General features: G+C 47.0%; 24 protein-coding genes. 16 read left to right on the forward strand and 8 right to left on the reverse strand.

From position 1 onward, the window contains the following. Window positions 1-377: 377 nt before the first annotated feature. Complete coding sequence (locus QZZ54_RS01290) at window positions 378-596, reverse strand: hypothetical protein (RefSeq protein ID WP_290697468.1); 219 nt, start codon at window positions 594-596, stop codon at window positions 378-380. Between the two features lie 167 nt (window positions 597-763). Continuing rightward, entirely contained in the window at window positions 764-1483 is a 720-nt protein-coding gene (locus QZZ54_RS01295; protein WP_290697470.1) for an SH3 domain-containing protein, read from the reverse strand. A 257-nt stretch (window positions 1484-1740) separates the two neighbouring features. On the opposite strand from QZZ54_RS01295, the gene QZZ54_RS01300 reads away from it, so the two are divergent. Together QZZ54_RS01300 and QZZ54_RS01305 are read left to right on the forward strand one after the other, a co-directional pair. Further along, window positions 1741-2973, forward strand: coding sequence for an HDOD domain-containing protein (locus tag QZZ54_RS01300; RefSeq protein ID WP_290697472.1), 1233 nt, complete (start codon window positions 1741-1743; stop codon window positions 2971-2973). 92 nt (window positions 2974-3065) lie between these two features. Continuing rightward, complete coding sequence (locus tag QZZ54_RS01305) at window positions 3066-3815, forward strand: sulfite exporter TauE/SafE family protein (RefSeq protein ID WP_290697474.1); 750 nt, start codon at window positions 3066-3068, stop codon at window positions 3813-3815. 70 nt (window positions 3816-3885) lie between these two features. Here the strand turns inward: QZZ54_RS01305 and ilvD are convergent, their stop codons facing one another. Further along, complete coding sequence (gene ilvD / locus QZZ54_RS01310) at window positions 3886-5718, reverse strand: dihydroxy-acid dehydratase (protein ID WP_290697476.1); 1833 nt, start codon at window positions 5716-5718, stop codon at window positions 3886-3888. Window positions 5719-5927: 209 nt separating this feature from the next. On the opposite strand from ilvD, the gene QZZ54_RS01315 reads away from it, so the two are divergent. The 7 genes from QZZ54_RS01315 (at window position 5928) to QZZ54_RS01345 (ending at window position 10294) form a co-directional block, all read left to right on the forward strand. Further along, window positions 5928-6182 carry a hypothetical protein gene (locus QZZ54_RS01315; RefSeq protein WP_290697478.1) on the forward strand — a complete coding sequence of 85 codons (255 nt, stop codon included), beginning with the start codon at window positions 5928-5930 and terminating at the stop codon, window positions 6180-6182. After that, window positions 6175-6840: a Crp/Fnr family transcriptional regulator gene (locus QZZ54_RS01320; protein ID WP_290697480.1), complete on the forward strand. Its 666-nt coding sequence runs from the start codon at window positions 6175-6177 to the stop codon at window positions 6838-6840. Before QZZ54_RS01315 ends, QZZ54_RS01320 begins: the two co-directional genes overlap by 8 nt. A gap of 89 nt (window positions 6841-6929) precedes the next feature. Then, window positions 6930-7127: a DUF2892 domain-containing protein gene (locus QZZ54_RS01325; RefSeq protein ID WP_290697482.1), complete on the forward strand. Its 198-nt coding sequence runs from the start codon at window positions 6930-6932 to the stop codon at window positions 7125-7127. Window positions 7128-7304: 177 nt separating this feature from the next. Then, the gene (locus QZZ54_RS01330; RefSeq protein WP_290697485.1) at window positions 7305-7853 is read left to right on the forward strand and encodes a glycine zipper 2TM domain-containing protein; all 549 of its coding nucleotides are present in this window, start codon (window positions 7305-7307) and stop codon (window positions 7851-7853) included. A 55-nt stretch (window positions 7854-7908) separates the two neighbouring features. Then, window positions 7909-8217: a PepSY domain-containing protein gene (locus QZZ54_RS01335; protein WP_290697487.1), complete on the forward strand. Its 309-nt coding sequence runs from the start codon at window positions 7909-7911 to the stop codon at window positions 8215-8217. A 38-nt stretch (window positions 8218-8255) separates the two neighbouring features. Continuing rightward, a complete protein-coding gene (locus tag QZZ54_RS01340) occupies window positions 8256-8948 on the forward strand; it encodes a response regulator transcription factor (protein WP_290697489.1) in 693 nt (230 codons plus the stop codon). Beyond that, on the forward strand, window positions 8945-10294 hold the full coding sequence (locus QZZ54_RS01345) for an ATP-binding protein (protein WP_290697492.1): 1350 nt from the start codon (window positions 8945-8947) through the stop codon (window positions 10292-10294). The genes QZZ54_RS01340 and QZZ54_RS01345 overlap by 4 nt, the downstream gene beginning before the upstream one ends. A gap of 47 nt (window positions 10295-10341) precedes the next feature. On the opposite strand, the gene argA is transcribed toward QZZ54_RS01345, so the two are convergent. The 4 genes from argA to QZZ54_RS01365 form a co-directional block, all read right to left on the reverse strand. Continuing rightward, window positions 10342-11679, reverse strand: a complete 1338-nt coding sequence (gene argA / locus QZZ54_RS01350; protein ID WP_290697494.1) for an amino-acid N-acetyltransferase — start codon at window positions 11677-11679, stop codon at window positions 10342-10344. 2 nt (window positions 11680-11681) lie between these two features. Continuing rightward, on the reverse strand, window positions 11682-12833 hold the full coding sequence (argE, locus tag QZZ54_RS01355; protein WP_290697497.1) for an acetylornithine deacetylase: 1152 nt from the start codon (window positions 12831-12833) through the stop codon (window positions 11682-11684). Between the two features lie 102 nt (window positions 12834-12935). Next, on the reverse strand, window positions 12936-14201 hold the full coding sequence (locus QZZ54_RS01360; protein ID WP_290697500.1) for an inorganic phosphate transporter: 1266 nt from the start codon (window positions 14199-14201) through the stop codon (window positions 12936-12938). A gap of 43 nt (window positions 14202-14244) precedes the next feature. Further along, window positions 14245-14925: a TIGR00153 family protein gene (locus QZZ54_RS01365; protein ID WP_290697503.1), complete on the reverse strand. Its 681-nt coding sequence runs from the start codon at window positions 14923-14925 to the stop codon at window positions 14245-14247. A 277-nt stretch (window positions 14926-15202) separates the two neighbouring features. Between QZZ54_RS01365 and glnE the strand changes: the two genes are divergently transcribed. Further along, entirely contained in the window at window positions 15203-18100 is a 2898-nt protein-coding gene (gene glnE / locus QZZ54_RS01370) for a bifunctional [glutamate--ammonia ligase]-adenylyl-L-tyrosine phosphorylase/[glutamate--ammonia-ligase] adenylyltransferase (protein WP_290697505.1), read from the forward strand. A gap of 60 nt (window positions 18101-18160) precedes the next feature. Here glnE and QZZ54_RS01375 read toward each other — a convergent pair whose 3' ends face one another. Continuing rightward, window positions 18161-19156: a branched-chain amino acid aminotransferase gene (locus QZZ54_RS01375; protein ID WP_290697507.1), complete on the reverse strand. Its 996-nt coding sequence runs from the start codon at window positions 19154-19156 to the stop codon at window positions 18161-18163. A gap of 241 nt (window positions 19157-19397) precedes the next feature. On the opposite strand from QZZ54_RS01375, the gene rfaC reads away from it, so the two are divergent. Genes rfaC through QZZ54_RS01405 form a run of 6 tightly spaced genes read left to right on the forward strand, consistent with a single transcriptional unit; the run spans window position 19398 to window position 25148 of the window. Beyond that, window positions 19398-20399 carry a lipopolysaccharide heptosyltransferase RfaC gene (rfaC, locus tag QZZ54_RS01380; RefSeq protein WP_290697509.1) on the forward strand — a complete coding sequence of 334 codons (1002 nt, stop codon included), beginning with the start codon at window positions 19398-19400 and terminating at the stop codon, window positions 20397-20399. Window positions 20400-20402: 3 nt separating this feature from the next. After that, window positions 20403-21437, forward strand: coding sequence for a polysialyltransferase family glycosyltransferase (locus tag QZZ54_RS01385; protein WP_290697511.1), 1035 nt, complete (start codon window positions 20403-20405; stop codon window positions 21435-21437). 27 nt (window positions 21438-21464) lie between these two features. Further along, window positions 21465-22337, forward strand: coding sequence for a glycosyltransferase family 2 protein (locus QZZ54_RS01390; RefSeq protein WP_290697513.1), 873 nt, complete (start codon window positions 21465-21467; stop codon window positions 22335-22337). Next, complete coding sequence (locus tag QZZ54_RS01395) at window positions 22334-23014, forward strand: putative nucleotide-diphospho-sugar transferase (protein ID WP_290697515.1); 681 nt, start codon at window positions 22334-22336, stop codon at window positions 23012-23014. The genes QZZ54_RS01390 and QZZ54_RS01395 overlap by 4 nt, the downstream gene beginning before the upstream one ends. Next, window positions 23004-24281, forward strand: a complete 1278-nt coding sequence (locus QZZ54_RS01400; RefSeq protein WP_290697516.1) for an O-antigen ligase family protein — start codon at window positions 23004-23006, stop codon at window positions 24279-24281. Before QZZ54_RS01395 ends, QZZ54_RS01400 begins: the two co-directional genes overlap by 11 nt. Then, on the forward strand, window positions 24282-25148 hold the full coding sequence (locus tag QZZ54_RS01405; protein WP_290697518.1) for an alpha-1,2-fucosyltransferase: 867 nt from the start codon (window positions 24282-24284) through the stop codon (window positions 25146-25148). Window positions 25149-25157: the final 9 nt, after the last annotated feature.

Below are 25157 nucleotides of genomic sequence, written 5' to 3' on the forward strand. Positions count from 1 at the left end.
TTCCGGACTGGCGGGTTGGGTGTCCGGCAATCGGCCGGTGCTTACTTAACTTTTAGGGGGCCAAGTTTAACAGACCCCTATAAGCAAGGAAATGTCCGTCGCAGTAAAGGGTAAGGGCGGGATTTAAACCGCTTAAAGCAAACCTTTCGCCAGTAGCATCAGGCGGAGCCGCTCTGAGATCTCTACTTCCAGATGGTGCAGGGCTTAAGGCCCATCTACATGCTGGAAATTCCAGCGAATATGTTGTTGAGCAGACTTTATTTCGGGCAGTGCTATATGGTTTTTATCACGGAGGGTGATGAGGGTATAGCGTAAAATAGGTATGAAAACAGTTACCGCAACAGCAAACAACTACGGTATTAAGCTACAAACATCTATTAGGCAGATTGAGCGGGTTGATCATCAAACTTTTCAGCTACTCCAATGACACTCCATTCATGGGGAACATGGGATAAACAGATCAGGTTATGGCAGCTATTACATACATAGACTGTATCGTTATGAATATGGTTTCGTTCAACCAGGTTGCCATGGCGGTTAATCAATTGCCCGCGAACTAATATAAAACAATCACTGCAAAGACGTTTTTGTTCCATCTATCTACTTCCTTGTTATGTTGAGTATGCATCATGCAATAGAGTCAATAATAGTAGATGTTGTTGCGGGACCGTCAGCGGTTTTTTGGAAAGGAGGCACAAGTCTCTTATGTATTAACACTCTCTCTGGTACTGGCTTTTAGAGAAGTTTTATTAACTTGGGTGGATCATAAGGCTATCTCACACTGGCCCTTACTCAGTTCAATCTTCTGAATCGAAGCTGACTCAGTTGCGGGGAACCACTCCAAAAGAATCGTTGTTTCGGTGACTGAGCTGCTGATAATACGGGTGTTGGTGAGTTCATAGAGTGCTTGGTTCTTCTGACTGTCAGTCGTAAGAGTCGTTGCTGAGCAGACGACTTTGAGCTGTTCGCTATCGTTACAGCTGTTTGCCAGAGAAAGCTTAAATAACAGTTGGCAAGACTCATACCCCAGTGTATTGAGGTTTTTGCGGCAGGTCTTGCTGGATGAATCAATGGGGAGCGGACTATTAACTTTATGCTGAATGCAAATTTGCTGAGCGTTTTTAGTGAGACTTTCTGATAGCCGAGCGTTGTTTGCCTCAGTAGGGGATGGAATCTGTGATTCTATCTCTTCAGGAGGCGCTAATAGCACAGGTGTTTCAGAGAGCACATATACGTAGTTAATTGAGATGAACCCCCTGCCATCATCCAGGTTTAACCAATCACGCATATCTGTTGTTGTAGCGGTGAGTCGGTCTCCCTGATTCAGTACTCCGACCACGGGGCTGATGGTAGATCTGGTTTCTCTGATATTCAGAATGGTGGAGCGGATCTCAACTTCTAGCCGTTCAGCTGCCGATAGCTGATAGGATAGGGTTGTTATCAGTAACAACATAAAGATAATAAAACTGCGTGCAATGATCATAGATTATCTAAGTTAATTAAAGACTATTTTTAGTTATCCCTGCATTGTTTTAATTCTTGTATACAATGCTTTGAGGGCGTAATCAGAATATTGTGCATCAATAGCATGGTCAAACGATAACTACCTAAACTGAGACCTGAGTCATAATTGATTAGTTTTTTATGTAAAGATGGGAATATTAGTTTTTTGCATTGTCCGTTCTTATAGCGGGGCAGGTTGAGTTATACTGACGTAAGTATCTGATTAGGGGATAAGTAGTGAGCAATGTGCTTGATGAGCAGCTGAAAGATGGTTCAGTTTTATTAGCTAGGCAACCTGTCTTTAATAAGAACCAGGATGTAGAAGCCTACAGCCTTCTGTATCGGTCGGATGACGGGACCTTGCCCGAGGAGTTTTCTGATGAACAGGCAACTGCATCGGTAATTCTGAATAACTATGCGGTCGCCTCCTCTGATGGAAAATCCAAGCACTTGCCGCTCTATGTCAAGCTCACTCAGAGTATGTTGCTCTCTGATATGCTGCCGAATTTACCGCGGGATAATGTCATTTTTGAATTGTTGCGCGAAGATGGGATTTCAAAAGAGTTGCTGGCGGTACTTCGTGATCGTAAACAGCAGGGTTATCGGTTTGCACTGACCCACTTTACCGGTGATAAAGCGCAGACCCCGCTGCTGGACTTGATGCATGTTGTTAAAATCGATATTCAACGCCATGACGATGCAGAGCTGAAACAGCTGGTTAACTTCTGTAAGCCATATCATCTGGACCTACTGGCCGATAAAGTCGAGAGTCAGGATGATTTCCGCCGCGCTATTGGCTTTGGTTTTAATCTCTTTCAGGGCTTTTTCCTCTGTCGCCCTGTTTCAATCAAAGGTAAGAGCTTTACCAGTTCTAAAGTATTGCTGCTGCAACTATTAGCCGAGCTAGATAGTTCTACCTCTACAGCTGATTCAGTTGAACAGATAGTGATCAATGATCCAGTGATGGCCTATAAGATCCTCCGATTGGTTAATTCAGCGGCTTTTCGTACACCGAAACAGATTGAATCGATCTCCCATGCCATATCCATGATCGGTATGGATCAGGTGAAGAAATGGGCAACCCTGTTTCTGCTGAGCGGTCAGTCTGGTAAGCCGGTTGAACTGACCCGGATGATGCTGATTCGTGGTCGGATGTGTGAGCTACTAGCGGAAATGCTTAGTTATCCACAGCCGATTAATTTCTTCATGGTTGGGTTGCTGTCGCAGTTGGATGCGATGATGGACATGGAGATGCAAACGTTGATGGATGAAATTCCTCTGAATGATGCGATCAAGCAGGCTATCCTGACTCGGGTTAATCAGATGGGTGAAATTCTGACAGAAGTGCAACACTATGAGAGAGGCGAGTGGGATGATTTGAGTGGTCTGCTGGACCGCCCTTTTTATGAAGTCGCCTATCGCCACAGCTTGCAGTGGGCGGATCAGGTGCTCTCTTCGCTTAACGAATAGGCGCTTCCCAGGGATATGAGACACCGTAACGACGGTGCCTTTTAGTCTCAAATATATAGATCTCCTTCATAAGCCAGATGGCAGGAACATTGATGAACTGGTTACCTGAACTTGTTGGTCTTGATACTGCCCTGTTGCTTATTCTTACCAGTACCCTGACTTCGATGCTGACTGCCGCTATGGGAATAGGCGGTGGTGTGTTATTGCTTGCTGTGATGGCCACGGTCGTTCCAGCTGCCGCTTTGATTCCGGTGCATGGGTTAGTGCAATTGGGGTCAAATGGGAATAGGGCAATACTGACCCGTGAGCATATAGACTGGTCGCTTGTTCGCTTGTTTACGGCCGGTGCAGTGATAGGTGCTTTGATCGCCTTCTTTGTGGTTGTTCAGTTATCCGTTGAGGTGATTCAGCTCTGTGTTGCAGGATTTATCCTGTTTCTGGTCTGGGGGCCAAAACTGGGTAAACAGGAGATGCCGCCAATGGGGCTGGTTCTTGCCGGGGCGGGTACAACGCTGGTAACTATGTTTGTCGGAGCAACAGGCCCTTTGGTCGCAGCGTTTGTCTATCGATTAAGTTATGAAAAATATCGTACGGTTGCCACTTTCGCCGCCTGTATGACGGTGCAGCATCTGCTGAAAATGTGTGTTTTTGGTTTGATTGGTTTCGCCTTCACCGACTGGTTACCGCTGATTTTTCTGATGATTGTCGGAGGCTTCGCCGGTACCTGGGTAGGTTTGCATATTTTAAAGAAAGTGCCTGCTGATCGATTTCAGATAATATTTCGGTTACTAGTGACAGCACTGGCGTTGCGGCTTATCTGGCAAGTATACAGTGGGCACTGAACACTTGATTAAAAAGAACAGGTATAAAAAAGCAGCCAAAGATGGCTGCTTTTTTGTTTCAGGTCGGCGTTTATTTCAGTTGATCCAGATCTCTGACAGCACCTTTATCAGCCGATGTTGCCAGTAACGCATAGGCTTTCAGTGCGGCAGATACCTTGCGAGGACGAGCTTCTACTGGTTTCCAGCCAAGAGCATCTTGCTCAGTACGGCGTTTAGCTAGCTCTTCGTCGGACAGAAGTACGTCAATAGTACGGTTAGGGATATCAATACGGATGCGATCACCGTTACGTACCAGACCGATAGCGCCACCAGCGCCAGCTTCGGGAGATACATGGCCAATTGATAAGCCAGATGTGCCGCCGGAGAAGCGGCCATCGGTTAACAGCGCACACTCTTTACCCAGTCCCTTGGACTTGATGTAAGAAGTCGGATATAGCATCTCTTGCATACCAGGCCCGCCTTTTGGTCCTTCGTAGCGTACGATAACTACATCGCCAGACTTAACCTGATCGTCAAGAATATTGGCTACAGCCTCATCTTGAGATTCAGTAATATGTGCAGGACCTTCAAAGACAAGAATAGAGTCGTCTACACCGGCGGTTTTTACAACACAGCCATCCAACGCGATGTTGCCGCGCAGTACGGCCAGACCGCCTTCAAGTGAGAATGCATTTTCCAATGAGCGGATGCAGCCGTTGGCACGATCACCATCGAGAGTTGGCCATCGTGTTGCCTGACTGAATGCGACCTGAGTTGGAATGCCAGCAGGACCTGCCTTGAAAAATTCCATTACCTCGGGAGTGGGGTTGCGCATAATATCCCACTTATCCAACGCGTCTTTCATCGTTGGTGCATGAACGGTCGGTGCATCGGTATGCAGATTGCCAGCGCGATCCAGCTCACCCAAAATCGCCATAATGCCACCGGCACGGTGCACATCTTCGACATGGTACTGAGGTGTATTAGGTGCGACTTTACAGAGCTGTGGTACGACTTTGGAGAGCCGATCAATATCCTCCATAGTAAAGTCGATCTCAGCTTCCTGGGCGATTGCTAGCAGGTGCAGGATGGTATTAGTTGAGCCACCCATTGCAATATCCAGCGTCATCGCGTTCTCAAAGGCTTTAAAACCCATTGAGCGAGGCAGAAGAGAATCATCATCTTGCTCATAATAGCGCTTAGTTATCTCAACGATGCTGCGACCGGCCTGAAGGAATAGCTCTTTACGGTCTGCGTGGGTCGCCAGCATCGTACCGTTACCTGGTAGAGCCAGTCCTAGCGCTTCCGCCAGACAGTTCATTGAGTTAGCGGTGAACATACCTGAGCAAGAGCCGCAGGTAGGACAAGCCGAACGCTCTACTGCATCAACCATCTCGTCAGAGGCGGTTGGATCAACTGCCATTACCATGGCGTCAACCAGGTCCAGTTTATGCTCAGAGAGCTTAGTCTTACCGGCTTCCATTGGGCCACCGGAAACGAAGATCACTGGAATGTTGAGGCGCATAGCAGCCATCAGCATCCCCGGGGTGATTTTGTCACAGTTAGAGATACAGACGAGTGCGTCGGCACAGTGAGCGTTGACCATATACTCAACAGAGTCTGCGATGAGATCGCGGGAAGGTAGAGAGTAGAGCATCCCGTCGTGACCCATGGCGATACCGTCGTCGATCGCAATGGTATTAAACTCTTTAGCCACGCCGCCTGCTTTTTCTATCTCACGGGCGACCAGTTGGCCCATATCTTTCAGGTGTACGTGCCCTGGAACGAACTGGGTAAATGAGTTGGCGACAGCGATGATCGGTTTTTGGAAATCGTCATCTTTCATGCCTGTGGCGCGCCATAGTGCACGGGCACCGGCCATGTTACGACCTGCGGTGGAGGTCTTGGAGCGATATTGTGGCATGCACAGATCCTCAGCGGCTTCATGTAGTGGTTTTATATAAGACCGGGGATTATAGCAAAACTCTCAACCGGAATACCTACTATTCCGCTGAATAACAGCAGCGATATATGAAATCTATTCAAGGGGGCGGTTTAGTTATCTTATTGTCGGGCTATTGTTTGGCTAATATAAATCGTATTCTTACGCAGTTCATATTTATGGAGGCAGAAATGACAGTCGATAAAAAACAGATACGGGCTGATCGTTGGTTAAAAATGATGGCGCGTACCGGAGTGCCAGTGGGCATTGTCAGTATTCTCTGTCTATGGCTTGGGCACCTTCTTTCTACGCCAGCCTTTGGTAGTGTTTTTCTGATTACGATGCCGATCGCACTGATTTTGGGATTTTCCTACAATATTCGTTATGTGATGTTGGCGGTCAGAGCACAGCGAACGTCTACAGATAACCCGTCTGATAATGAATGATATAAAACAGTTAACAGATCAGTTTCCGGTACTCAGGCAGCTAGATGATACAGGTCTGGCAATACTCAGCCGTGCCAGCAAAGTAGAGCTGCCTGCAAATCAGATGGTGTTCTACCAGGGCGATCCTTGTACCCATTACATCATCGTTGTCTCTGGTGTTGTGAAAGTGCTGGGGCGTAATGTGAATGGTCGGGAGTTGCTGTTATACCGTATCGAAAATCAGGGTTCCTGCGTACTGACGACTTCCTGTTTGCTAGGCGCAGAAGCCTATCCCGCCGAAGGCATCACTGAAACTGATGTCACGGCGTTTATGATTCCGCTGGTTGAGTTTCAACAGGCGCTGGCTGAATCTGAAGGCTTGCGTCGGTTTATTTTTGACTCATATGGAGAGCGGTTAGCTAAGCTGATTGGTCTGGTACAAGATATCGCTTTTGAGCGAATCGAGAAACGGCTGGCCCGTTACCTTATTAAAAATGCAGGCTCGGGGTTTATTTTGTTACGTTCCCATCAGGAAATTGCCGATGAATTGGGCACTGCCCGAGAGGTAGTGAGTCGACAATTAAAGGCTTTTGAGCAGAAAGAATGGGTTGCCCTGAGCCGTAATCAGGTGATGTTTGTAAATAAGGACGCGATACGCGCTGCTGCCCGAAGTGAATGAGTTGTCTTCTGTGTGACTTTGTCACAGACAGGGTTAGCAGGCATCTTCATAATTAGTCTCAATGGTTAATCATATTTGAGGACGGGAAGATGGGAAAAAATATTGGGTCTGTAGATAAAATCATTCGCGTACTGGTTGGTCTGGTGCTGATCGCTTTGGTCTTTGTTGGGCCTCAGACTGTTTGGGGTTGGATCGGTGTGCCGGTGATCGCTATCGCTCTATTCGGCTGGTGTCCGTTGTATCGAATACTGGGTGTGAGTACCTGTAAAAAGTGCGCAGCTGAGTAGCGGATTATAAAAATGCAAAAGCCGGCCCCTGGGCCGGTTTTTTTGTGTCTATAGAAAGCCACACTGAGTGTAAAGATAGGTAAAGTCCTGGTCGGTAGAAGGCAGTTCAGGATCGGTTCAGTCCAGTGGCACGAGAATAGGCTACATACTCCAAAGAATAGAGAAGGGAGAGTAGTCATGAAAAAGATAATTGCAGCTAGTTTGATCTCACTGGGACTTTTTTCCGGTATGGCTGAAGCGGATTCCCGCAATAAGAAAGGCAACCATCACCGTGATTTTGCTAAGGTGACTCATGTTCAACCTATTGTTGTTCAGTCTGAGCGTCGCACACCCCGCCGTGAATGCTGGGATGAGGAAGTGCGTTATGAAACGCCTCGTCACCAGCGTAAATCTTATACAGGGCCTATACTTGGCGGTATTATCGGTGGAGCCATCGGTAATGAATTAGGTGCAGGGCAGGATAATAAAAAAGTTGGAGCGGTTGTCGGTGCCGTACTTGGTGCTTCAATTGGTAACGATATCAGCTATAACCGTACCCATCGTGAGAGCAGAGTGCAGTATCGGACAGAAACACGCTGTAATGTAGAACACGATGTCGAGTATTATGAGCGAGTAACGGGCTACAACGTAACTTATCGTTATAACGGTCGTACTTATCACACCCGGATGGATAATCATCCAGGCAAGCGAGTTAAAGTACGGGTGAATGTTGTGCCGGTCTCCTGATTAGTAGTAATTAAAAAGCCGTGGATTATAAGCGGCTGTTATAAAGGTGATAACAATGCTCAAAGCTTTTTCTCATATGCTCCTAGCCCTGTTGATACTATCTGTAGCCGGTACGGTTACTGCGGCGAGGTTATCGGTTGAGAGAATGCCCGAGCTCAGAATTGAGTCCATGGTGCTTGCCGCAAATAAAGTATCGCTGCAACAGGCCGCAACAAAAGTTAAGCAGAGCCATGGTGGAAAAGTTGTTAAAGCGGAAACGCGGAATCGTGGTAGTCGACAGATACATCATATCCGGTTGATCAATAATGGCCGGGTAAAAACAGTACTGATTGATGCAACCACGGGTCAGGAAGTTTCCCCTTAAAGAGGTGGCGATAGCTACCCAAAGTAATGGAGTAAGGAATGAAACTGCTGGTTATTGAGGATGATATGGATCTGCGCCGTCAGCTGGTGACGGCGTTGACCGATAGCGGTTATACCGTAGAGGAAGCTGAAGATGGCGAGGAAGGGCTCTATCTTGGTAATGAGTTTCCTTACGACCTGGCGATAGTTGATATTGGTTTACCCAAGCTTTCGGGTGTTGAGGTTATCCGCCGCTGGCGGGAGAATGATATTAATTTCCCCATTATTATCCTCACAGCCCGGGGAGATTGGCAGGATAAAGTAGAAGGCCTGGAAGCTGGTGCAGATGATTACCTGGTTAAACCGTTTCACATAGAGGAGCTGATGGCGCGTTTGAACGCATTGCTGCGACGGGCGGCAGGACATGCCAAACCGATGTTGGAATTTGGTTCGATAAAACTGGATAGCAGCGGTCGTAACGTCTTTCTTAATGAGGCGCCGGTAAAACTGACTAGTTATGAGTACCGGACTCTGGAATACCTGATGCTGAACGCTGGCAAGGTGGTCTCTAAGAGCGAGCTGACCGAGCATCTTTACCATCAGGACTTTGACCGAGATAGTAATGTATTGGAAGTCTTTATCCGTCGTCTGCGTCAGAAACTCGATCCGGATCAAACGCTGCAGCCGATAGCGACGGTTAGAGGGTTGGGGTATCGTTTTGATCTGGCAGCCGGAGCTGTAAATAACGCATGATGCCCCGCGCCCTTAGAGCTCGTCTTCTTCTCGCTTCACTGCTTCTGCTGCCGGTTTTCTTTGGCCTGACAGGCTTTGCCCTGCAGCAAGCATTTCACCATAGCCTGGAGGCAGCAGAAGAGGAGCGGCTTAAACTGCAGGTCTATCTGATTCTGGGTGCAGCAGAGTTGAAGGGGGATCGGATAATGATCCCTGATGACATACAGGAGCCTCGTTACGCTCAGGTTGAATCCGGTCTGTATGGTTTTCTGCATGAGGGTGACGAGATGCTGGTGTGGTATTCGGAATCAGCCAAGTTGATCAGTGATACTTTGCTGGAGCAGTTGGCATTTGATGGTCTGAGTACCGGTGATTCCCGATTTGATCAATTGCCAGAGCAGGGGCTTTTCGTTTATCAGTTTGCTCTGCTTTGGGAGATTGCCGGGAAAGAGCATAATTATGTATTCACTGTGCTGGAGTCCGATAGCTCGGTTAAAACGGAACAAAAAGCCTTTAATACCCGTCTCTGGGGTTGGTTGGGCGGGGCAATCTTTTTCTTTTTATTGATAGAAACCGCATTGATTCGCTGGGGGCTTAAGCCGTTGACGCGATTAGCTGAGGATTTGAAGCGAATTGAGATGGGTCAGAGTGATAAGCTGACCGGAGAGTACCCCACGGAGGTTCAGGCGGTCACCGATAATCTTAATCTATTGATACACAATGAGCGTCAGCAGCGAGAACGCTATCGAAATACGTTGGGAGATCTGGCTCACAGCCTGAAAACACCCTTGGCAGTGATCCGCGGTGCCGGACAAGAGAAACTTGATTTTAACGGGTATCAAACACTGGTAACTGAGCAGGCTGGGCGGATGGATCAGATTGTTCAGTACCAGTTATCTCGAGCCGTAAAGAGTCAGGGGCGGACTCTGGCTAAGAAGACACCGGTTGCACCATTGATTCAGCGGATGGTCACTGCGTTGAGTAAGGTTTATCGAGATAAAGATGTTGAGGTAGCACTTGATCTGCAAGGAGAGTATCAGCTTGCAGCAGATGAGAGAGACCTGATGGAGTTACTGGGTAATGTGCTCGAAAATGCGTTTAAATATGGCCGTAGTCAGGTTGCCGTCAGTTTTAGTAATGGCTCTGGCATGCTGCAGATCGATATTGCCGATGATGGGGAGGGAGTCTCCCCAGAGCTACGACAGACCATTCTGAAGCGGGGTGAGCGAGCTGATACTTCCGCTCCGGGGCAAGGTATCGGTCTCTCTGTTGCGGTGGATATTCTCAGTAGTTATGACGGCGAATTGGAGATAAGTGAGTCAGCTTATGGGGGGGCGTTGTTTTCAATAAGATTTCCCTTAAACTGAGCAATAAAAAGCCCTCAATAAGAGGGCTTTTTAGTTAAGTTTTACCTTTAAATGGATTTAGAGAACGCTTTAGAATTTCGCTGGAAGTTATACAGTGCTTGCTTACCATTAGGCAGATTACTGACCTCTGTCTCGACAAAGCCCCGTTCGATAAACCAGTGAGCCGTGCGGGTTGTGAGCACAAATAACCGATTCAGCTGCTGACGACGGGCTGATTCTTCAATCGCCATAAGCAGTTTGTCACCTCGGTCTCCGCCTCGATATTCCGACGCAATAGCAACGCAAGCCAGTTCTGCGGCCTGCTCATCGCTGAATGGATATAGAGCGGCACAGCCGACAATGGCCCCATCAAGGTCGATAACCGTAAAGCAGTTAATTTCAGCTTCCAGCAGCTCCCGAGAACGGCGTACCAGAATACCCGCTTGCTCCATCGGTTGAATCAGCTCGAGAACGCCGCCGACATCTTCAATAGTCGCCGGACGAATTTGCTCGTAAGACTGCTCGATCACCATGGTGCCGATACCATTACGGCTAAATAGCTCAGAAACTAAGGCGCCGTCTTCACGGTAGCTGATAAGGTGGCTGCGGGGTACACCGTTGCGTGAAGCTTCTACCGCTGCCTTTAGGTGGCGTGAAAGCTCAGAGGGAGGCTGGTCAGGATTGTCATGCTTAGCCATATACTGACTAACCAGGCGTTCTGCCGTATCGGCCAGAATTTCAGAGCGCAATGCGTCATTGCTGTCACGAACACCACCATCCTCGCCAAACATAATGAGCTTATCTGCCCCCAGGCTGGCTGCTACCTGAGTGGCAACATCCTCTACGGCGAGATTGAAGATCTCGCCGGTGGGTGAATAGCCCAGGTGTGATAGCAGCACAATGTTATTAATGCTCAGCTGCTGGCGTATCGCCTCGCTATCTACCCGACGAACTTCGCCGGTGTGACAAAGATCAACGCCTTTGTAGATTCCCACAGGTCGTGCGCTAACAAAGTTTCCACTGCAAACTCTGATTTTGGCCCCGTGCATCGGTGAATTTGCTAAGCCCATGGATAGCTTGGCTTCAACCTCGGTACGCAGGCTGGCTGCCGCTTCAATGACACACTGCAGTGTCTCGCTATCGGTTACCCGTAGGTGATGATGAACTTTGTCACTGATGTGCAGTTGCTCAAGTTTGGCTTCGATTTGCGGCCGCGAGCCGTGAATCAATACCAGTTTCACGCCGAGGCTATTGAGCAAGGCGATGTCGTGAATGATGTTGCCAAAATTGTCATCGGCGAGCGCTTCCCCTCCTAACATCAGGACGAAAGTTTTCCCCCGATGCGCATTGATATAGGGAGAGCTGTGACGGAACCAGTTTACGTATTGGTTGTTATCATTAATCACGATTAAAAACAGTACCTTGCAATCAGTTGTTCTAATACTGCTACTGTAGGCTTAATCTGGTCAAAAGCCAAATATTCGTCGGGCTGGTGGGCTTGATCGATTGATCCAGGACCCATGACAATCGTATCCATACCCAGTGATTGCAGGAAGGGAGCTTCGGTGCCAAATGCCACTGCCTCAGCCTGATAGCCCGTTAAACGCTCTGCTGTTGTGACCAGCTCTGAGTGCTTATCGTTGTTGAACGCGGGTATGCCTGGAAATAGCGGTTCTGTGGATATAGACACGCCGAACTGCTGCTCAAGCGGTAGTAATCGCTTATGGACACTCTCACGCAGCAGATCGGCAGACATCCCGGGAAGCGGACGCAGATCATATTCAACTTCACAGGCGCCACAGATCCGGTTGGGGTTGTCGCCGCCGTGGATACATCCCAGGTTTAGTGTGGGTACTGAAACCTTAAAATCACTGTTCTGATAATCGCGCTGCAGCTCTTTGCGGAAGCTGATCAACTCGCCAAGTACTGAATGCATTGCATCGAGGGCACTGGCTCCGAGGCTGGGGTCGGATGAGTGGCCGGCACTTCCCTTCACCTTTACCTGCTCCATCATCATCCCTTTATGCATATAGATTGGCCGCAGGCTGGTGGGCTCTCCAATAACCGCATAGCGGGCTTTAGGATAACCGGCCTCAGCGAGCGCCCGGGCGCCATTCATTGAGCTTTCTTCATCGGCGGTGGCAAGAATGATCAGCGGTTGTTTTAGCGTTTTGTCAGTGAATTTACGGGCCGCTTCGATCGCAATAGGAAAGAAGCCTTTCATATCACAGGTGCCTAAGCCGTAAAAACGGCCATCTTTCTCTGTCAGTTTGAAGGGGTCACTGTTCCAAAGTTCGGCGTTGAAGGGGACTGTGTCGGTATGACCGGACAGAACTAGTCCACCGGGGCCACTGCCAAGTGTCGCGATCAGATTAGCTTTTTCCGGATGGCCGGGGATCGGCATCACTTCTGTCTGAAAGCCTAAACCGGATAGCCAGCTTTCCAGCTTCTCGATTACGCCCAGATTACTCTGGTCCCAATGGGCAGCGGTGCAGCTTACGGAAGGGGTGGCGATAAGCTCTGTCAGCATGGTGAGCAGATCAGGTGGGGAGGATTGCATAGAAAGGTCCGGTTTTTATACGTTATCCGGGTATTGTGCAGCTTTCGAGGGAAATAAAAAAGGCGATCATAGGATGATCGCCTTTTTTTGCCGAGATTTTATTTAACTGAAAATAGCTTTCAGTGAGAAGAAAATGATAATCGACAGGAAGGCGCCGGCAGGTAGTGTGACTAACCAGGAGATGAAAATGGTGCCTACAACTTTCAGGTTAAGGGCTGAAAGTCCCCGTGCGAGGCCTACACCCAGAATCGCACCGACCAAGGTATGGGTTGTCGAAATTGGCAGGCCGGTGCCCGACGCAAATACAACGGTAGAGGCTGCCGCCAGAGTTGCGGCAAAACCACGGCTTGGGGTTAGTTCGGTAATGTTGTTGCCCACGGTTGCGATAACTTTATGACCGTACATAACCAGACCCGCAACAATGCCGCTGCCGCCAAGTAACAGGATCCAGACCGGCATTGCAGACTTTTGCGCTACTTCACCTGCTGACGCAACTACACCAACAACTGCAGCCAGCGGGCCGACGGCATTGGCAACGTCGTTAGAGCCGTGAGCAAACGCCATAGCGCAGGCGGTAAACATCATTAGGACGCCGAAAACTCTTTCTACGCTGGCGAAATGGTAGTCACTGTTGTCTTCAGTTTTTGCGTGGATCTTGCGCAGCATGAAAATGCCCAGAAGCATGGTTATAAACGCGATAGCAATTGAGATCAAAGCGCTGTTGGCAAAACCAGGATTGAGTCCGATATGCTTCAAGCCCTTGGTAAAAGTTACCATTGAGATCATGAAGCCAACGAGGAATATGTACATCGGGACATATTTTTTAGCATTCTTGAATGGGTCTTCAGTATCAAGAATTAATTTTTGTACACTACGGAATAAAAAGAAGGCGATTAAACCAGCAGTCACTGGCGAAACAACCCAGCTGGCAACGATCTTTCCTACTTTTGCCCAGTGAACAGCATCGACGGAAATACCGACTGCAGCGAAGCCGACAATCGCTCCGACGATGGAATGGGTAGTCGATACCGGCCAGCCCATAGCGGTTGCTGCCATTAACCAGATGCCCGCAGCAAGCAGGGCCGAGAGCATGCCGTATACCAGTAGTTCAGGAGAGCCTGACAGTATCGCCGGATCTATAATTCCTTTACGTATTGTTGCGGTTACCGCCCCTCCTGCCAGGTAAGCACCGGCAAATTCAAAGATAATAGCGATTATAATCGCTTGTCTTAAGGTTAACGCTTTGGAACCTACCGAGGTTCCCATAGCATTAGCCACATCGTTAGCGCCCACACCCCAGGCCATAAAGAATCCAAACACACACGCCATGATGACAAGGATATTGCCATATTCCGCAATGATGCTCATGATAACTACCTAATTTTAAGATTCAGAAAAGTTTATTTGAGGTTTATTTCGCTAGCAGCAATTGCAGGCGGCTACCCACTTGCTGTGCTTTGTCAGCGAGATCACCAATCCAACGGATAACCTGGTAAAGGAACATCGCATCGATTGGGTTCAGATCTTGTTCCACTACAAACAGTGCAGAGCGTACTTCGCGTTCCATCTCGTCAGCGTCGTGTTCCATATCATCCAGGTCATGGATCATCTGCTCGACGACCTCAACTTCATGGCCTCGGAAACCTGCAGTAATAAGCTCATCAAGCTCATTCAGGGCGGTCAGTGCCTGGCCTGATGTTTTCAGGGAGGCGCGGATATATTCCGAAATAATCGGCTGTATCTGGGCGGGAATGGACATTTTACGGCCTAGCATTAGACCGGCAATGTCTTTAGCTCTGTTGGCAATTTTGTCTTGCATGCGCAACAGTTCGAGAAGATCGGTACGGGGTACTGGCAGGAAGATACTGTTCGGAAGATTCATACGAATCTCCTTCTTCATGGTATCGGCTTCACCTTCGAGTACCGCAATGTCGTGTTGAATTTTTGCGGCCTGCTCCCAATCCTCTGTCATAACGGCGTCAAAGAAAGGAATCAGTTGAATCGCACAGGCATGAGCTTTAGCAATATGTTCCTGCATAGGCTGGAAAGGCGATCGTGCAAACATCTGCAAAATCGGATTATTAGTAACCATAAAAATCACCGGTCTTAGTGCAAAATTTTCGCGAGTATACGTCGGGCTGACTTCTGTTTGTAGTCAAAATGAAACATAAATGTAACTAATTTGGCATAAGTGGAATTTGTATCCTTGGTAAATTGCATAGGGGGTATTGTAACTAGCTGTTTTATGGCTTTTTTATATATTTAATTTGGAATTGTTAAACTTTTGTTACAGAAGAATCTATCGAGACGAAAAGCACTTTTTGCTAAGCTGAAGGAATATATCGGCCACCGACAGAGTACTTCAATATATGCTCAGCCAATTGATCAAGAAACTTCCATCTCTTATTCAGCCTTGTGTAACACTTAATCTTGAAAAAGTTATAGATTCTGTTGGAGCTCTGACTGAACAGTCCGATAGCTTTCAGGATGATTTGATTCGAGTCCTGACAGGTAGTGATTACGTTGCTGAACAGTTGAGCCGCAAGCCTCAATTACTCGAAGACTTACTACACAACAACGATCTTTATAGTACTTACGGTGCAGGAGAGTACACCGGACGGTTAGCCCAGAGCTTGGCTTCGGTAGAGAATGAAGAGCTGCTTCAGAGTGTGTTGCGTAAGTTCAGACAGCGGGAGATGGTCAGAATCATCTGGCGTGATTTGACCCGTGCTACAGATATGCGAGGGACAACCGCTGACCTTTCTGCTCTTGCGGATGCCTGCATCGATCAGGCTTTACAGTGGCTTTATCGGGATTGTTGTAGCAAATGGGGGACTCCGCATTCTACTGCAACGGATGATATACCTGCGCGGCCCCAGCAATTGGTTATTGTGGGGATGGGTAAATTAGGCGCTTATGAGTTGAATCTGTCGTCAGATATTGATTTGATTTTTGCTTATCCTGAAAAGGGAATGACCGAAGGCGGAAGGCGTGTGCTGGCCAATCAGGATTTCTTTAGTCGACTGGGGCAGAAACTGATTCAGGCGCTAGATAATATAACCGCTGATGGATTTGTCTTTCGTACCGATATGCGGCTGCGTCCCTATGGTGCCAGTGGCCCGCTGGTATGTAGTTTTGCTGCGATGGAAGAGTATTACCAGGACCAGGGACGTGACTGGGAACGCTATGCCATGATTAAAGCCCGTGTAGTCGGGGGTGATCAACAGGCGGGATCTGAGCTTCTGGAAATGTTGCGGCCTTTTGTGTATCGGAAATATATCGACTTTAGTGCGTTTGATTCTCTGCGTTCAATGAAGGAGATGATCAATAAAGAGGTGCGACGAAAAGGCTTGCATGGCAATGTTAAGTTGGGCGCTGGAGGCATTCGTGAGGTTGAGTTTGTTGCCCAGGCGTTTCAGTTGATTCGTGGTGGGCGTGATCCCCGGTTACAGCAGCGCGAACTGCTGAATATACTTCCTTTGTTGCCTGAAACTGTTGGGGTTCCTGAGCAAGCAGTTAGTGACCTGACAGAGGCATATACCTTCCTGCGTAATGCAGAGCATGTGATACAAGCGGTGGCTGACAGGCAGACTCAGGAACTGCCTGTGGATGAAATTGGTCAGGCGCGTATGGCGTATAGCATGGGGTTTGATCAGTGGGATAGCTTTATGGTCGAACTGGACCGCCAGCGAAGTCGGGTTACAGAGCACTTTGCCGATGTTATTGCGCCCGCAGAAGAAGTTGTGGATGAGGATGACTTGAGTAGTGACTGGTTGTTTCTTTGGAATAGTGAGTTCGACGCCGATGAAGGGGAGGTCTTCTTTGCTGAGCATGGGCTGGATAATCCCCAGTTGGCCTGGAAAGCGTTTAGTAATCTGAAGTCCAACCGTTCAGTTCAGGTGATGCAGGCTGTCGGGCATTCGCGTTTGCTGGCTGTGTTGCCGAAACTGATGAATGAAGTGATATCGGTGGAAAATTCAGGCGAAACTCTGGAGCGGGTTTTGTTGCTGATTCAGGCGGTGATACGTCGTTCTGCCTATCTGGTGCTGTTGGCCGAAAATCCAGGTGCGATGCAGCAGTTGGTGAAGCTTTGTTCTGCCAGCGCCTGGTTTAGCGAAACCCTGGCAAAGCAGCCGGTACTGTTGGATGAATTGATTGATCAGCGTACTTTATATGCACCGCCTACCAAAGAGGAGCTGCAATCTGACTTGCGACAGCAACTGCTACGAATTCCTGAAGAGGATGAGGAGCAGCTGATGGAAACTCTGCGCTATTTTAAGAGTGCTCATGCATTGCGGGTTGCCGCCTCTGATATAACCGGAGCGCTACCCTTGATGAAGGTCAGTGATTACCTTACCTGGTTGGCCGAAGCGATATTGGAAGCGGTATTAGAGATTGCATGGCGACAGCTAACTGAAAAACATGGCGTGCCGCAGAAGTCCCCCGGTGTGCCCTGCGATCCTGACTTTATTATTGTTGGCTATGGAAAAATGGGGGGGATTGAGCTCTCGTATGGTTCTGATCTTGATCTGGTGTTCATTCATGATGCCGAAGCGGGTTTGTATACCGAAGGTAAGAAGCCGGTTGCAAACTCAGTGTTCTTTACCCGGTTAGGACAAAAAATTATTCATATTCTCAATACCTTTACCCCAGGTGGACAGCTTTACGAGGTTGATATGCGCCTACGGCCTTCAGGTAATTCGGGGCTACTGGTCAGCTCTCTTAAAGCGTTTACTGAATATCAGGAAAAAGAAGCCTGGACTTGGGAGCATCAGGCGCTGGTACGGGCGAGGGTGATTACGGGGTCAAATACGTTAAAGCAGGCCTTTGAACAGGTGCGTGGAAATATTCTTAGTAAAACCAGAGAGCGTGCAGGGTTAGCCGAAGACGTGGTTAAAATGCGGGAGAAGATGCGCGAACATCTGGGAACCTCTGAAAAAGATAAAGATGAAAAATTCAACCTGAAACAGGACAGAGGCGGTATTGTCGATATCGAATTCTTAGTGCAATACAGCGTGCTTGCTAATGCTGAAACTTATTCGGAACTGATGGAGTTTACCGATAATATTCGCATTATTGATGCGATGCAGACTACTGGAGTGATATCAGCTGATGATGCTGAAACGCTCAGGGAAGCATACAAGAGTTATCGCTCTGTGGGCCATAGGCAGGTGCTTCAGGATCGCTCTGCGACGATTAGCGCTTCTGAACAAGAGGGGAGTCGTCAAGAGATAACCCGGATCTGGAAAGCTAGCTTGAAGGCTTGAATACGGGCAATAAAAATAAAAAAAGCGCCTTAAGGCGCTTTTTTTATTAAGAGTCTAGCTTCAGATACGGGTTAACCATCCGTGTTTATCTTCTGCTTTACCCCATTGAATATCGTTCAGCGCCTGACGCAGTTTAACGGTTGTTGTGCCAGTCTCACCGTTACCGACAGGGTATTCTTTACCGTTATGGATCAGAGTACCTACCGGTGTAAGTACCGCTGCAGTGCCCGAAAGAGCCGCTTCACAACCCGGTTTGGCAGCTCGTTCCAGTAGCTCTTCAATAGTTAACTGACGTTCCTGTACATCCATACCCAGATCGCGGGCGATGGTTAGTATAGAGTCGCGGGTTACCCCGTGTAGGAAACTTTCATCCAGGGCTTTAGTGATTACTTCGTTGCCATCGATCAGTAGGAAGTTGGCTGCGCCGGTTTCCTGTACATCGCCGTCTGGGCAAAAGAGAACCTGGTCAGCGTTGAGCTCTCGTTTGGCTTTCATGATGGGCTGCAGAGCACTGGCGTAGTTACCGCCACTTTTGATCATGCCCATATGGGCGGCACAGCGGGCACCATTTTCTTCTAGCAATAAGCGCAGTGGAGCACCGCCACCGGAGAAATAGTCACCTACAGGGGATAGCAATATATACTGGCAGGATGTCACAGATGGAGATGCCGCCTTACCAATTGCAGGCTCAGTACCAAAGTGAGTCGGGCGGATGTACATAGAGCCTGGAGGCTCAGGTACATCGTTTTTAAAGCGGGTGACGATATCGATGATCATCTTGCCAGTGGTCGCTTTATTGATCTCTGGAAGTGACAGCAGCTCGCTGCTCTGAGTGAAACGATCAATATTACGATCCATCCGGAAAATATTGATCGAGCCATCTTCATGACGAAACGCTTTCAAGCCCTCAAAACAGGTGCTGGAATAGTGCAGTACATGTGCTCCTGGATGCAGTTGCAAGCTGTCACTGCTGACTACTTCAGCATCGCTCCAACTAGTGCCATCAAACCAGGAGATTGCCATTTCAGGCATGAACACAGTTCCAAATGCGGCCATTGAGTACCTCGAAAACATATAAAGTTGAATACTCTGTTACACGTAGCGCGATTCAGAGATTTTTTCAGGTCAATGATTGTAATCAGCTCTGGCTGAAAAGGGAATCCGCTGTAGTAATTAAAGGTTGATAAGCACTAAGAAAATAGCCATTTTGTTGAAACAGTTCAGTGGATGAAGTGTAAATCAGAAATGTTATACTGCGGTCTTAGTTTATTTCCCTCTGGCAGAGATAGGAATCCCCTTGAAAGTTCTGATCGTTAAAACCTCATCCATGGGGGATGTTATTCATACCTTGCCGGCACTGACTGATGCAGCAAAGGCTATTCCAGGTATCAGTTTTGACTGGGTTGTAGAAGAAGGATTTGCAGAAATCCCAGGCTGGCACTTTGCGGTAGACCGCGTTATCCCTGTAGCGATAAGGCGTTGGCGGAAAAATCTCTGGGAAACCTTCAAGAGTGGTGAGTGGAAGCGGTATCGGACGGCTCTCGCTGAGTCTGATTATGATTTGGTTATTGATGCACAGGGCTTGTTGAAAAGTGCTCTATTGGTAACTCGGTATAGCCGGGGTGTGAGTTGCGGCTATGATAAATCCTCTGCTCGGGAACCTCTGGCTGCTCGATTCTATCAACGAACCTTTCAGGTAGATAAACAACAACATGCAGTAGAGCGGACCCGTCAATTGTTTGCCCAGGCATTAGGTTATCAACTGGAAGGTCGAGGCGATTTCGCTATTCGCAACCACTTTATCCAAGGTAGTGATGCAGTATCCGACTATCTGGTGTTTCTCCACAGCACTACGCGCTTTGATAAACACTGGCCGGAAGAGTATTGGCTGGAGTTGATTAAGACTGCGACGGCAGAAGGGTGGAAGATTAAATTGCCCTGGGGGAACCCAGAGGAGAGAGATAGGGCTGGCCGGTTAGCGCAGAAAAATGATGCTGTTGAGGTACTGCCAAAGCTGAATCTGGCAGAGGTTACTACGGTATTGGCTGGCGCAGCTGGCTGTGTGTCAGTGGATACAGGCTTGTCTCATATGGCCGCTGCATTAGATCGACCCAACGTTATTTTGTTTGGATCCACCGATCCCGGACTTGTCGGTGGCTATGGTAAAGATCAATTGTGTCTGGAGGCCAAAGAACAGTCGGAAAGTGGCAGTTCTTTTGAGCCTGCTGTGTTTGCTAACCTGACTCCAGCGATAGTGTGGCAAGCTTTAACCGCTCAGTGCTTACCAGTAAAGGATTAGAAAATGCCTTGCTCTGTTTATTTTGTATCAACGCTTTTGCATCTTTTTACCGCTACGGCAATTTCGGGTGAACGAAAGAATGAACAAGCAATTCTAGTATTCATTGATCAGCCTGAGGGGAAGCCTTCACAGATATTTAACTTGGTTGAACAATGGAAATTATCTCCCTTTACAGAGCAGCACCTATATTATGGGCGTTTGAAAGGTGGGTTGGGAAAACTTAAAAAAAGACGACAACTTTTTCGGGATATTGGTGCACTTATTACAAGGTTACAGCCTGACAATATATTTGTAGGCAATGATCGCCGAATTGAGTTTCAGTATGCAATGCACGTAGCACAAAAATCGAGGAAGCCAGCAATCGGTCATTATATGGATGAGGGTACCTTTACCTATGTTGGCCGGGAAGCATCCAGTGGGTTTGGCGATGTTGTTGTGGATAACTTGCTGAAAAAAGTATTTTACGGCGTCTGGTGGAAAAACCCGGCGACTGTTGGCGCTTCTGCCTGGATAAGCGAGATACATGTCGCATTTCCTGAATTGATTAACCCTCTTCTTCGTCTCAAGTCGATACAATGTCTTAAGGCTTCAAGCTTCCAATCGGCACCCCTGAAACAGCTATCGAAGATGATGCTTCAGGTTAATGCTGTATCAGAAGAGCAAGTGCTGGCGCTAGATGTATTAATAACGCTGCCCCATGAGTCGTTGTTTGAGAAGCAAGCGGGATACAAAGAAAAAATACTAAAGCTCATTGCTGAACTAAAAGGGCGTGTTGCGGTGAAATATCATCCTCGTAATAGCTGTGAAGATGCGCTTGGTATACAGCAGTACGGGGTTGAACTTTTGCCCTCTTCCGTTAGTTATGAAGCTCTTCTTCCTTTGTTAAGAGCTGATGTTGTAGTGATAGGAGATGTCTCTTCTACACTGCTGTTAACCCGTTGGCTCAGGCCTGAAATTAAAACCATTTCTTATCGAAATGGAACGGAAAATAAAAAGTTCGAGCAACTGTTTCGCGATCTTGATATACAGATTCGATAACTTTATAGAGCGCTCTAAGGAAATTCTATGAAACTGGCTATGAACTATCTTATCAAGAATGAAGCCGATATCATTCTTGATAACATCAAGGTGCACTCTCAGCTCGGAGCCGACTGTTTTGTAATTATTGATAACGGCTCCACGGATGGTACCCGTGAGCTGCTCGATTCAGTCAAAGATCAATACGAGATGATAGTGATCGATCGTCCACTTCTGGATTATCAGCAGAGTAACTGGAAAACAGAGATGGCCAAAACTGCTGCCAGGAAATTGGGGGCAGACTGGAGCATCGCTAATGATGCAGATGAGTTTTGGATTCCGAAAGATGGGAACTTGAAAACAGAAATGGTCTCATCGGGGTCAATCCTTGAGTGTCCCCGGTATAACATTCTTTTTGATCGTGAAGCGTTTGATGCCGAAGCGCCTTATTATACGCAGACTAACAGAGTGCAGTATCCTATAAACTATCCTAAGGGGATTCAGTGTGCCCAGCCCAATCTTTCAATAATGATGGGCAATATACACGGAAAAGTGGCGGTCCGTTCGAGAGGACTTCTTCGTGTAAAAGGGGGTAACCACAGAGCATGGCATGCCTTAGGTTGGTTGAATTCAAAGAAGTCTGAAAATATAGAAATATATCACTACCCTATCCGCTCGAAAGAAAAGTTTATTCAGAATATTGAGAATCGTAAGGCGTTGCTGGATGCCGGTGTCTCTAAAATGGGCGATCACTATCGGCGTTGGGTAGCGATGTATCAGGATGGTTCGATTGAGGCGGAATTGGATCGTTTAACCGTAACAGAGAAGAGCAGAGACACTCTGTTTGGTTTGGGCGTTTTAGTAGATGACAGATCGGCGATGGACGTTATCAGTAATCTGTTAGAAGAGACCGCAGAATGATTATCATCGGTTATTACACGACTGACTCCGTTTATCAGGATAGCTATGAGCTACTAGAAAAGTCTCTGGTGCGGGTCGGACATCGCTTTGATTATAAGGCGATACCTCCTTCTGACTGGAAAAGTGTCACCGATCTAAAGCCCCGGGTCGTACTTGAGAAATTGCAGCAGTATCAGGAGCCAGTTCTCTATCTTGATGCGGATGCTTTTGTACATGAGAATCTGGATAAGTATTTTGAAGATAAAAGCTGTGATATTGCAGTTAATTTTCTAAAAAAGAAAAGCGGTGAAGAGGAACTTCTGTCAGGGACTGTGTATTTTGATTATAACGACAAAGTTCTTCAACTCGTTCAGTTATGGATTAAAACCGGACTAGATAATCCTGAATTAAATGATCAGCAGTCATTACAAAAAGCGGTGTCTGAATATGAGGGTGAGCTAAGTGTATTTCGCTTGTCATCAGCTTTTACTTATATATTTGATTGGCAATATCCTGATGTTGAAACCCCCATTATTGAACACATGCAGGCGAGCAGAGAAATCTACTGCCTTAGAAGGATGAGTAGCCTGAAAAATAAGTTAAAGAAAATGCTGGGTCTCAAAGTAAGTAAGGAAGAGATGCTTACACGTCGAAGAAAAAGAGTGGCCGAGTTACAGGGGCTACTCAGTGGAGAATAGTAAAAATATCTATGGTTTGAGAAGTGTAGATTATAAGAGAGTGATTTTATGGGGAATATTACTGACTATTCCTTTATACCTTGTTGCAAATGAGTTGGCAAAAGGGTTATTAGTTGTTTTTGGAATAATAGCCCTGTTTGCTGTTATTTATAGCCCCATACGAAATTTTAAATCGTTAAATGGCTCCGAATTGCTACTGTGCTTTTCTTTACTTTTTTTTCCTCTTTGCTTTGCTATTTCATACTGGAATTTTGGTGCGCCGCGTGATTATGAGTTATCAATTGAGTTTTCTAGGGTGTCGCTGTTAATTGTAGTTTTATTTATGTCTATAAAACGGGTTAATGATCTAGGTTTTGATACGGTAAAAATATCTATCTCTGCTTTTGGTATTCTCAGTGGGCTTGCTGGCCTCTGGTACTTTATAGGAGATGGTAGACGTGTAACAGTAGGGACCGATCTGATTAATATGTACGGGGCAATAATGTCTTGTTCTGCAGGTCTGGCTTTTTACTACCTTTTTAAAGAGCTGAAAATTCGGCTGATGGTCCTTTTCTTTATTGCCGGATTTTTATCGCTGATAGGAGTGATGACATCAGGCTCAAAAATAGCAATTATAGCGGCAGTTTCAGTACTCCTTATTAATATGGTTCTGGTTGCTAGAACTAGGAAAAGATTACTGTTGATAGTTCTATTACCAACCATTGCTATTATGATTTTGATTGGACCTGTTAATCGTTTTGTTGAAATGTTGAGTGTGATCACAGAGCAAACTGCTTATCAACAGGCTGATGAAAACCAGAAGTTAAAACGCAGTTCTGACTTGCCTCGAACAGTCGATGCTTCGGTTGGAGTGCGGGTTCAGATGTACATGGCGGCAATCGAGGCTATTAAGGAAAAGCCTCTGCTAGGCCATGGCTCGTGGCGCTTTAAAGATCTATTTCCCGATGAGCTAATGTCCGGGGAGTTATTGCTAGAGAGTCGGCGGTTTACGCATGTGCATAATGAAATTTTGCAGGCTTGGATGGCTAGGGGGCTGCCTGGCTTATTGTCCCTTGTATTGTTATTGGCTACGCCTATTCTTGTAGCAAGGGGGGCATCGAGCGATATTAAAGTTTCTGTTTGGGTAGTTGTATACACTTTCTCTTTAGTTGGTATGTTTGAAGCCCCCTTTAATGCGAACGTATCCTACGTGTTCTATCTTTTGCTGCTTACCTTAATTTTGTCATTTAACATCAAAAGGCAGCCTGCGGCTGTAGGTGAATCGTAGATGGTTATTGTTCGATTGATTGGTGGCCTCGGAAATCAGCTATTTCAGTATGCATATGCGTTGTCTTTATTAGAGCAGGGGTATGATGTGAAGCTGGATGTATCGGAGTTTGATACCTATACACTGCATGGAGGCTACAGCTTGCAGGAGTATATTGAGCGACTTGAACTTGCTACTGTTGAAGAGGTTGTAGAGACTTCTCGTGTAGGGCTGTTGTCGACTTTGCTGCGTAAACTTCAAGGAAAAAAGAGCAAGCGAGTTATTAAAGAATCAAATTTTTCGTATGATGAAAAGATGCTGACTCCTAACGATAACCACTATCTGGTAGGCTACTTTCAGAGTGAGCAGTACTTTAAAAATATTAGAAGTAAACTGCTGAACAATCTTTCCTTGGAGCATAAGCTTTCCGTTTACTCGGAGTCCGTAGGCTCAGCCATTTCCAGTTCATCTGTGAGTGTTTCAGTACATATAAGGCGAGGGGATTATGTCAGTGATAAGACCGCATCTATTACTCATGGTGTTTGTACACTCGACTACTATTATGCTGCTTTAAAGTTTGTTGAGGATCGTTATTCGGAGGCTGATTTCTATGTTTTCTCTGATGATATTCAGTGGGTTAAAGAGAATTTAAGGATTAAGCGCGCGCAGTACATATCATCAGAGGAGAAACGCTTTGCCGGAGAAGATATTTATTTGATGAGTCAGTGTGATCATAATATCGTCGCTAACAGCTCCTTTAGCTGGTGGGGCGCCTGGTTGAACGATAATGAGCGCAAAGTCGTTATAGCTCCTAAGCAGTGGTATGCGGACTCGTATATGCAAGAGTTGAGCAAAACACTGGTACCGGATAGTTGGATCAGACTCTAGGAGAGCGAA

Origin of the sequence: Amphritea sp. (assembly GCF_016744155.1) — a bacterium.
In the GTDB taxonomy this organism is placed as follows: domain Bacteria; phylum Pseudomonadota; class Gammaproteobacteria; order Pseudomonadales; family Balneatricaceae; genus Amphritea.